The organism is Aporhodopirellula aestuarii (assembly GCF_023701485.1).
In the GTDB taxonomy this organism is placed as follows: Bacteria; Planctomycetota; Planctomycetia; order Pirellulales; family Pirellulaceae; genus Rhodopirellula; species Rhodopirellula aestuarii.
In genome coordinates this window covers 1-10035 of sequence record NZ_JAMQBK010000053.1, presented here as the reverse complement: position 1 = coordinate 10035, position 10035 = coordinate 1, and the positions used below count along the sequence as shown (strand labels likewise).

Below are 10035 nucleotides of genomic sequence, written 5' to 3'. Positions count from 1 at the left end.
ATAAAAATCAAAATGCTCTAAACGAAATGCTTTCGTTGGAATCGTTCTGATGAAATTGTTGCGTGCAATTATTCGTATCCTAGTCTTTCCAAAGCTGAGCCTGCTAACTGCTCAAATGCAGTGCAGTGGTATGACTGGAATTCTTTGCGCCAGCCACCCGTTTTCCCCGAGCGAAAGGTCTTGCTCTTCCTAGGATCTATTATTGTCTCAACCTTGCAATCAAGTTCGATGTTAGGATCAATCCAGGTGGCCCTGCTAGCAAAATAGGAGTTCATCTTCTTAATCGCTTGGCCTGCATTTTCACCGGTCAGGTCCTCGAAACGCACCACACAAACATCTGGCGAATCGAGCCAGGAAAGGTATTCAGCTAGCCGTTCTTGGATGTTTGGATAAAACAACCCAGGCTTGTACTCAAAGCCGTGAATGAGGGCATCAAGTTGATCAGATTTCGTTGCGAAGCGATTGATTCCAGTATGCAGAGGGTGCCAATATGCCATTTCCGAAACAAAATGGAGATCCGAGACCAAGATGTCCCTGGGATCACGGATTGCCAGGAAATGTAGCATCGAATGTTCTTGGATAACTCGCTCCACGTCTACTGAGTATGTTACGTGACCTTGGGCACACTCACGCGGCAAGACTCGATTTAGCTCACGAACGTAATAGTTCGAATCGCGAGTATTGGACTTCCAAAAACCGGTGTCAATTATGAGCGTATCGAAATAGTCAACATCTGGGTAATTGCGAATTATCTGAACGAGTAAGTTCGTGCCCGCCTTAGGGATCGAGTTACAGAGGATAGGAGGCCCGGTAAGCCGAGATAGTTTTAAATTGCGTCTTGATCTCTGAATACCTCGACTTAGTTGCGATGCGACCCTGTTTGAGTATCGAAGCAATGGGTTTTTCGCCGGTGAGATGCTTGTCAAATCACGTATGTGTTTTCCATGTAGTAATTTCTGAAGCATTAGGTTGTCTTATTTATGGGTTTGAACTGAAGCGAGGCGGAGATTGGGGCGTGAGTTTACGGATCGCCACAGCGCGATACAGAAAAAACAACCCAAATCCGAGTACAGTACCTTTAACAATGGTTAAGGCAACAGGTGTCGTGTAGGTCATGTTATAGAGATACGTCGCTGCAGGCGAAACTATGAAATATGTCAATAGACGCTGCTCGTTCAACTGTGATGAAGCCAGTCGAGCGGACAACAGTCGTAACAGAAATCCGTAGAACGCTCCTCCAACGGCAATTCCCGGCCAACTGAAATTGAAGAAGAGCTCACCACATAGTGATGGGGGGACAACTCCCAAAGTAACTTCTGGAGTTTCGTGGTAGATGTTTTCGGTGATGTAATAGTCGAGATTCAAATCTTTGGGCTTAGATGGCCAAAGACGTCGAGGGATCATTGCAATCGGCCATGAAACAAATGACTTACCGAGCATAAGATGGTCAGGGTCATCGGCGAAATTCATAATCATGCCGATTTTTGTTACATCTGTGCCATTGTAAGCTTCGACTAAGTTTATTGGGATGCGGCTTGTGCTATCTAGTATGTCTGTTGCTGTGATTGTTTCACCGCTCGGTGTGTTGCGAAGTACTAGAACAATATTCGAAAACAGCAAAAAGCTAAGGAAGGCGATGATGACGGTTCTTAAGGAGATGGCATTTGCGAAGACGAGGATGCCCATAAGAGGCAGGAGCAAGAGTACAAGCTCCCCGCGTTCACTCAACAGAAATGAAGAAATCAATGCTCCTATTCCAGAGATTATCGCGGATACCCAAAGAGTTTTGCTACCACGCATTCTGGGATTGAAAAACCAAAAAACAATTAGCACATATACATTTATGCGAAATAGCGTTACGAGCGTCCGCAACTCACCTCCAGACGACACAATTTGGTCATTTTCTCGCACACGACGCTTCGTAGAGAGATCTCCTAGCGACTCCAGCGAAAACCCGGTTTGCTGCAAAATAGCCGCTACTGCAACAGCAGCGCAAAGGCTGATTGCAAGCGACAGAATTAATAGTGGGGCCGGGGAAAGCCTGAAAATCTTTGAACGGTTGAAGTTCATATCTTGCGTTGGGCGAACCTGAGGAAGGGCAAAGTAGCCCGCGCCGACAGCAAGTACGAAGAGGTTTACTGCTATCAGCGCAAGCTGCAACTCAGCGAGCGAAAGCATTGCGAATGCTTCACGAACACGAACGGCAGACGGAGCCAGGAGATACACAAACACTTTTAGGGTTGTTCCTATCAGTATTGGTGGAGCAACTCCGATGAATGGAGAAAGTAACGAAATTCGTCTGTCAAGATATGCAAAGAGGGCAAGATAGCATGCCGGCAATATAGCAAGGACTAGAGTTGGAATGTCTGTGTAATGCATAGCGATTAACGACTTATTACTTACGACGTGCACGTAAGTCAGGCGTAAAATGGGTTGTAACTATTCAGCCGCGTGGTTTTTTGATGGTATCGGCGGCATGACGTCGGGGGCGACGTAGTTCGCCAGTGCGACCAGGATTGTATCAAGTGGTTGGTGGCCTCGCACTCGTAGCGTTCGCAGCACTGTCATCAGAACGGACTGAGTCAATGCGCCGCGGTCGCTGTGATTGCAGTAGCTGTTTTTGCAGGTCATCACCGCCGGGCGGATTGCTCGTTCACCCGCGTTGTTGTCCGATGGAATGTCGTCGTGCCACAGGAACGTCAGCAACTCGTTTCCGTACTTAGCCATTCGCTTGGAAAGGCGGTTCGCGTCGGGGGCTCCTACGACTCACCGCCGAGGTTCGCAAGACGACCTTCCAACCGGATGACGGCGACGTGGTGGTCACTTTCGGCCATCATCGGCTTTTGAGCGTGCAACTTCTTCGCATCACGAAACGCACCGACCAACGGACGCGAGAATGGTTTCCACTCGGGATGATCTTCATGTTTCTCGCTGACCGCCGCAGCATCTCGCGATAGGTGCGGCCAGCACTTCTGCTTGTCGGCGCACACGACCGCATCGTACGGCGACCAGAATTCCGTGATCAACGTGCCTTCGATGGCTTCGGTAAAGAACTTCTGGATCGCCGGGGAACCGCGACTTCGATCAATCATGTAGAAAACGCTGTCGTCGCTGGCAAAGCACCACAACCAGTGCGTTTTCCCGCTCACTCGCAAGCCCGTCTCATCGGCGTGAAGTTTGGCGCTGCCAAGGCTTTCGCGATGAATCTGCTCGTACCACGCAAACAATGAGTCCGCCAAACGGTGCCACATCTGCACCAGTCCGCCAGGCGTGACCTTCATTCGCAAGTAAAAATTGAACGTGTCGACGATTTGGCTGATCGTCAAGCCTTGCAGGAAGTGCAGCATCGTCGACAGGACCAACGTGCGGTTGCCCTGGGTGCATCGCGGTAGAAGGTCGGGCAGTTTGGGTTCGACCCGCTTGTCACAGGCCGGGCAGTAGTCGCGATGGATCGTGTCTTCGGTAATGATCGGTTTGAGATCTTCGGGAGTGTCTTCGCTTCGCCACGTTCGTGTCTGCGTGGTGCGTTTAAGTTTGCCACCGCAGTTGGGACAGGATTTGCACTGGTGATCGCGTGTGCGGTCGGGTTCGGGCTACGGCGATCGAGTGCGACCGGCGTGCCCAGGCTGTCCGCCGCGTTTTTTTTTGCCCTTGGATGGCTTGGCCGATGGCTTTTGATGCGGCGGAATGACCGACGACGGCGTGTTGGGACCGCTCGCGAGGTTCGCCCCAGCAATTCGCTGCTGCAAGGCGAGCAGCGTGAAGACAGTACATTCAGGATCACCGCTGATGAACTGTCGCGTGTCGGCTTCGCTAAGCTGATTGGAAAGAAGCTTGTCGAGCAACGTGGCATTGATTGGCTGATCAACAACGGCAGTTTTTTTGGTCCCGACCAAGGTGACAGCAACAGAACCAATTCCCCCCCCGTTTCAGCCAAGATCAATTCCATGAAGCTGAATAGTTACAATGGGTTTATCCGCCGCGTGCGTGAGATTGAATAGTTGGAACGCTCAATTTTCTGTACGCGACGTAGTGAATGGCTGTAGCTTGGAAACAGGGAGACTTCGAGCATCAAAGTGAGAATAGAGTGCTTGCCTGCCCATGGAACCACGACGGTCTTGACGCCACGCTGAGGACATCGGCATCGAGGAACCGCGGCCTTGATCTCTGTTAAACTGCATGGTATCAACCCGCACTATTCAGCAGGAACTTGGTGAATTGAAAAGCCATCGCGTGAAACGCTACGTTGAACGGTTAACTACAACCAACGAAAGCGCAAAGCAGGATCACGCGATGGGTGAACACCAAGGTAACCTTTTTGAGCCCCAATTCAATCGCTCGATCAAGGTTCAGTCTTCCGGTCATCGAATCACTCCATCGCCGGGGTGATGTTGCTTCGCGATGCGGAAAATCGCCTCAACCTGTTCGGATCGATTGCCAGGTGCATTCAAGATCCCAGGCGGTCTGATCGTATTTGCTATCGCATTTGCTATCGCATTTGCTATCGCATTTGCTATCGCATTTGCTATCGCATCGATGAACTGATTCGTGAACGTGTCTTTGCCATGGCCGTTGGCTGTTTCGCTCAAGGCGATGTAGACGGGCTTTCCCACGACCTAGCTTCTCGCGTCGCGGTGTGGAATCGCACCGGCGATCACGTCGCAGGCAAGCGATTGACAAGGCAATCTACTCAGTCCCGCTTGATCGGTATCCCGACCCGGCAGCAGTGCAACTTGGAGGCGGTCCGAAATGGATTTGCTCAAAGTATCCACCGTCATGTGCTCGCCGCAGGAGGTCGTCGCGTCAAATACGCTGCCGTCGACATTGACAGTTTTCCAATCGAAGTTCATGGCAAGCAGCAGGAAGCAGGCTACAACGGGCACTACAAGAAGTCGGTTTACCATCCACTGGTTGCATCGCTGAGTGTGGGCGGCGACTACGAGAGTACTCGCGTCGGTGATCGGCTCGGCAATGGGTTCATTCACGCCATGCGTCGGCAAGGCCAAGTTCACACCGCCGATGGCATGAAACGCTTCGTCGACAAAACCGATGCCCACGCACACACGATCGCACAGCACGTTGGCTATCGACTCGATGCGGGGTACACGATCCCGAGCGTGATGGATGAACGGAGTTCGAAAAACAAGCGTTTTGTCGGACGATTGAAGACCAGAAGGAAGCTCGAGTCGCTGGCTGCCTCTTACATTTCACGTCCCAGGGGCGACCACCCGAAGGCGGTTACGAGTACACCGTTGAGCTTGGCGCCTACGAAATCGACACGTGGACGCACGCCCAACGCTTGATCTTGGTTGTGGTTGATCAGCCCGATCCCAAAACGGGTCGGTTAGACTTGATGCCGCGTTGGTTCTTCTTGGTCACGAACTGGCCGAAGCAATCTCGCAGTGCTGACGAGCTGCTGGTTCACTAACGCAAGCGTGGCACGTTCGAAGATCGTCTTCGCGAATTCGATGAATCGATCGGCGTTCACTTATCGTCGCAGGGGTTTAAGGATAACGAAGTGACAATGTTGCTAGTGTTGTTGGCGTTCAATCTCAATGAGATCGAAGACAGCGTCGGTGGAAGCTGGGATACGCAGCGGTTCGTTCAGTTCGAGTTGAAGGTCGGCGGAGGTATGGTCAAGCATTCACGCCGTCTAGTGCTGCGCATCGCTCCATCCGCTGAATCACTTTGGACGCGCTGATCCGACGTATCGAAGGCTGGCAACTGGCATCGCCGAAGCCGAATTCATTTTACGGCTTCATGCCACCTCCGCCGCACGCGCGCCTGCTTGAAGTACTTCGTTGTTAACCACGCCCATCGAAACGAAACGCGAATTTGGGGAGGGGGCCATCAATCGCGGACGACGCGGTACCAAGTAACAATCACCCAAAAACAAGCCCACTAAGGTCTATTCATCAAATCAACCGACTCTCACGTGCGTGGTGAGTAATCTGGGATCAAGATGTCGCCATGAACGCGGGGGAGCGGTGTCGGCCTTTCCACAACTGCCTTGGCACTCAGGGAAAGTCAAATCGCTGCCCCGGTGAGAGAGTTCGATCACTACCGAATTAAATCCCAACTGAAGGTCCACATTGGGGACGGTCCAAGATTCGTCGAGGCCAAGAAGATCACGGTAATGTTCGTTGAGATTGTTCATCACATCTGTTTGCAAGAGCCAGCTAAAATCGAACATCAGCCAATAAATTTCGAGAAGAACCAGGAATGCAATAGCCGGCGCCGCTTACGTTCGTGACGGGAGTCGGCTACTTCGTAACCGACGCAGATTGTGTATCCTGATGTGTGCCTGTCGACGCACTAACGCCGGTCGCTTTTTCCGGGCGATGGGCACCATTGGCAATGTGTACGCAGCGGTCCTGTCTCGGAAGAATGAGATGTAGACCTTCAGTGCGGGAGCGGACTTCTTATGCTATCACTTGTGAAGGACTGATCCGTTATCGAGGCATATTGCGATGCTCCTGGCAGCAGCGTCCAGTTAATTGGTTATCACCGCTTTGCATTAGCCAGTCGGCGCTAGTCGCGGTTTTTGCGTGTAGAACCGTGGCTAAAGCCAAAACGGCTAGAGTGTACTGATATGCCACGAATCACGATAAAACTGGTCTTAAGGTGGCGATGTCCAACTAGAATTCTCCATGTGTGTCCAGATAAGCATTGCAGATTCCAAACACCCGCGTTTCGGTTCGAGTGACTTAGTGAAGATTAGCACTTACTCATATCTGCCAAGACACGCTGCACTGGAGAAGGGCGACTACGGTCAACGACGAAATATCCGTCGACCTCATGGTATCTTTGCATTCTTTGCACTTGAAGCGAAAGGCATTACTACGGAAAACGCGGATGAATAACTTGGATGAGTCCAGACTCCCTCGACGCGTCGGACAATTAGCCATTTAGCAACATGCTCGACGCCGACGGCAATGGAGATAATTGTTGCCATGCCTTCAATTCCGTAAAGTCCTACGCAAAAAGGACTAAGGAAGACCACGAAAGTTGCGGCCAACACTGAGACGCACAGCGATGCTTTTGGGTGCCCTGTGTGGATTAGTACAAGCGTGCAACTCCCGGCGAGAACAAAGCAGAGATGACCAGGGATTAGTAAGCGAAGCGCTGTTGCGGCATCGCTGAATTCTTCGCCGAAGAAAAAGGAAAGAAATTGACCTGGAAACCAATAGCAAAGAACGCTAAGCAGGGCTGATGGAATACTTGCAATAGCGCTCGTCGAGCGCAATACGTTTTGCAGTCGCCGTTTGTCTCCTTGTGTTTGTAGTTTTGCTATGCTGCTGACCACGGACAGGTTTGCAATTCCTAGTGGTATTGTAAGCAAAAGTGTTAGCCGCCGGGTCGCTTCGTAGCGAGCAACGTCGATTGGTGTGCTTAGAAAACTCAATAGCAATGTATCTCCTCGTCCGGAATAAAAACCAATAAGTGACGCTAAGAAAATTGGTATGCAACTAGACCAAGTTATTTTCCCGGAGCTTGAAGTAACCAAGAAACCGCTGGACGATGTTGGCAACTGTTGTAGTGCGAAGAAAATATTGCGATAAAGCAGCCAAAGTGTTGGCAGGGTGGCGACAATGTATAGAAAAATCGCGGTTGTCCAGGTTGGCTCCCCTATAGCCGACGCAATATAAAGCAGAGCTAGGAAGATAGTAATAGTTAGGGGGCCCGTTGAGGTGCCGCCCAGCAGATTTGCTGACTTCGGATCATACAGAGCACGGCAAGATTCACCCATGATCTGGATTGTTGCTCGAGCAAGAGTGAACGCACAAATAAGAACAATTGAAACCCAGGTTAGTGGTTGAGAAACAATCACGGAGCCAAGGCAAGAGAACAGGATGGTAGTAACTGCCACACAGGCCATCGATGAGCAAAGGGTAGTTCGTAGAAAGCTACGAAGTAGCGGGCGGATTTCATGGTAACCGCCGACAGCGAATAGCTGGCCCGTTTTCAGAATAACGAGTTGGTCAAGCCCAAAAACTGCAATGAGCGACAGCATCTGGGTGCCGGCGAAGATTGCAGCGAATCTACCAAATTCCTCTTGGCTTAGAAGTCTTGCAACTATAAAGGATGAGGCTGCGGCAGCGGCGATATTTATTACTCGCCCAACTACAGTCCACAATCCGTGTTTAGCTAGGGCCGAGTACTCACTTGACTCACTGCCCGATTGAGGCGTTGATGCAACATATGGCTTGCCAGAGTGGGGGTGCGAGGGTTTCGGCAAATGGAAAAGGATCCTGAGTAGGTTGACTGTACGGGAATTGAAAGTGCTTTCGTCAGGCTCGCCGATCGACTAGGCCACATGTTAGCGTGGAGCGTCGGTTCTGCAGTAAGCCATGGGCTTTTGGCTCATCCGACTGACGGGTGCGCAAGGCTGAGTGCGATTGAAAGTTCGGCATATGGAAGTAAAAGTGTGGACATGCCATCTTCCAAGGAGATTTCTCAAGTCTTCTTTGAAAAACGCACATGTCCACCACCTTGTTGTATCAGTCCTTTGGCATCCGTGGCTACCGGCAGACCCGGATCGAGTTCACCGGAGGTGTCACGCGATTTCATGTCGAGCCAAGTGAAAAGGCGGTTTGCTGTCCAATGTGCGGCAGTCGAAACGTGATCCGTCGAGGGTTCAAGCAACGAGAATTTCGGGCTTCTCCGATCGGCCTGAAGCAGACCGTCGTCGTCGCCGCCTTGCCTCGTGTGCAGTGTCATGACTGCCGGACCATTCGCCAAATCAAAATTAATTTTGCCGACACCCGCCGAAGCTACACCAAGGGCTGGGCCAGATACGCTCTGCAGCTGACCCGCAGCATGACGATTAAGGACGTTGCCGATCTGCTTGGCGTTACCTGGAACGTGATCAAAGAAATCAAAAAGAAGGACCTCCAGCGACGTTTCGCCAACCCTTCGCTGAAGGACGTCCGGCGAATCGCCATTGATGAAATCTGCATTGGCAAAGGCCACCGCTATGTGACGCTGGTGATGGACCTGGACAGCGGTGCGATTATCTTCGTGGGAGACGACAAATCGGCCGCTTCGCTGGCACCTTTCTGGAAGCGACTGGGGCGTCGACGGCACCGAATCGAAGCAGTTGCAATGGACATGTCCAGTGCCTACATCTTGGCGGTGCGTGGGAACCTTCCCAAAGCCGATATCGTGTTTGATCGCTTCCATGTCGAGAAGTTGATGAACGAGAAATTGACCACGCTCCGTCGGCAGCTTTTTCAGAAAGCAACCGAGGATGAAAAGTCGGTTCTCAAGGGAAGTCGCTGGTTGCTGTTAAAGAACCCCGAGAACCTGCGTGGGGATCGCGACGAGGAGGCTCACTTAGCCGCCGCTTTGCAGCTCAATGAGCCGCTGGCCAAAGCGTACTATCTCAAGGAGGAGCTGCGAACATTTTGGGGGCATACGTTTCGCTGGCCGGCCCATTTGTTCCTGCGGTCCTGGTGCAAACGAGCGATCGCGACAGGGCTGGAGCCCCTAAAAACGATGGCCAAGACGTTGCTGCGTCTTGAAGAGGGCCTGCTGAACTACTTCGAGCATCGAATATCATCCGGGCCGATGGAGGGCACCAACAACAAAATCAAAACCGTTCAACGGCAATCCTACGGCATCCGCGATCGCGAGTATTTTGAACTGACGCTCTACTCACTTCATCAAACAAAGTACGCTTCAGTCGGATGAGCCGGGCTTTTTAGGTTGCGTGCAGCGATGAATTTCCCGCCGTCTGGAGATCGTTCGGCACAGCGTGATACGCTGCCGGTAAAAAGAATCGCTTTCGTAGCGGTCTAGTTTTGGACTGCAGTACAAATTGCCGACATCGTTGCCGCAGTGTTCCGGATAGTAGCGAATCAGGATTCTATAAACACTTTTCGTCGACCGCTCCTGACGAGCACTTTGTTGGGATTCGTGGAACGTCAATACTGGTTCCCAAGCGATATCTATATCCGAGCCGTTGGACAGTCAATCAATAACTTAAGCTAACACCGCTCGGGTAAGTATACAGGGCGATTGCACGGGGATTTA

The 10035-nt window shown here is 51.5% G+C and carries 10 protein-coding genes; 4 read left to right on the top strand and 6 right to left on the bottom strand.

From position 1 onward, the window contains the following. Nucleotides 1-68: 68 nt before the first annotated feature. The 4 genes from NB063_RS32480 to NB063_RS19375 form a co-directional block, all read right to left on the bottom strand. Complete coding sequence (locus NB063_RS32480; RefSeq protein WP_322975245.1) at nucleotides 69-965, bottom strand: sulfotransferase domain-containing protein; 897 nt, start codon at nucleotides 963-965, stop codon at nucleotides 69-71. 13 nt (nucleotides 966-978) lie between these two features. After that, entirely contained in the window at nucleotides 979-2178 is a 1200-nt protein-coding gene (locus NB063_RS19385; protein WP_250930420.1) for an oligosaccharide repeat unit polymerase, read from the bottom strand. A 261-nt stretch (nucleotides 2179-2439) separates the two neighbouring features. Further along, a complete protein-coding gene (locus NB063_RS19380; RefSeq protein WP_250930419.1) occupies nucleotides 2440-2727 on the bottom strand; it encodes an IS66 family transposase in 288 nt (95 codons plus the stop codon). Between the two features lie 32 nt (nucleotides 2728-2759). Further along, nucleotides 2760-3362 (bottom strand): IS66 family transposase, encoded by a 603-nt coding sequence (locus NB063_RS19375; protein WP_250930418.1) that lies wholly within the window; start codon nucleotides 3360-3362, stop codon nucleotides 2760-2762. An 84-nt stretch (nucleotides 3363-3446) separates the two neighbouring features. Here NB063_RS19375 and NB063_RS19370 point away from each other — a divergent pair, with 84 nt between their 5' ends. Further along, complete coding sequence (locus NB063_RS19370) at nucleotides 3447-4001, top strand: hypothetical protein (RefSeq protein WP_250930417.1); 555 nt, start codon at nucleotides 3447-3449, stop codon at nucleotides 3999-4001. 387 nt (nucleotides 4002-4388) lie between these two features. Beyond that, nucleotides 4389-5303: a transposase gene (locus NB063_RS19365; RefSeq protein ID WP_250930416.1), complete on the top strand. Its 915-nt coding sequence runs from the start codon at nucleotides 4389-4391 to the stop codon at nucleotides 5301-5303. A gap of 41 nt (nucleotides 5304-5344) precedes the next feature. Here NB063_RS19365 and NB063_RS19360 read toward each other — a convergent pair whose 3' ends face one another. Continuing rightward, nucleotides 5345-5488, bottom strand: a complete 144-nt coding sequence (locus NB063_RS19360) for a hypothetical protein (protein ID WP_250930415.1) — start codon at nucleotides 5486-5488, stop codon at nucleotides 5345-5347. A gap of 30 nt (nucleotides 5489-5518) precedes the next feature. Between NB063_RS19360 and NB063_RS19355 the strand changes: the two genes are divergently transcribed. Then, entirely contained in the window at nucleotides 5519-5701 is a 183-nt protein-coding gene (locus NB063_RS19355) for a hypothetical protein (protein WP_250930414.1), read from the top strand. A 1095-nt stretch (nucleotides 5702-6796) separates the two neighbouring features. Here the strand turns inward: NB063_RS19355 and NB063_RS19350 are convergent. After that, nucleotides 6797-8014 carry a lipopolysaccharide biosynthesis protein gene (locus NB063_RS19350; RefSeq protein WP_250930413.1) on the bottom strand — a complete coding sequence of 406 codons (1218 nt, stop codon included), beginning with the start codon at nucleotides 8012-8014 and terminating at the stop codon, nucleotides 6797-6799. A 467-nt stretch (nucleotides 8015-8481) separates the two neighbouring features. On the opposite strand from NB063_RS19350, the gene NB063_RS19345 reads away from it, so the two are divergent. Then, entirely contained in the window at nucleotides 8482-9693 is a 1212-nt protein-coding gene (locus NB063_RS19345; RefSeq protein ID WP_250930412.1) for an ISL3 family transposase, read from the top strand. Nucleotides 9694-10035: the final 342 nt, after the last annotated feature.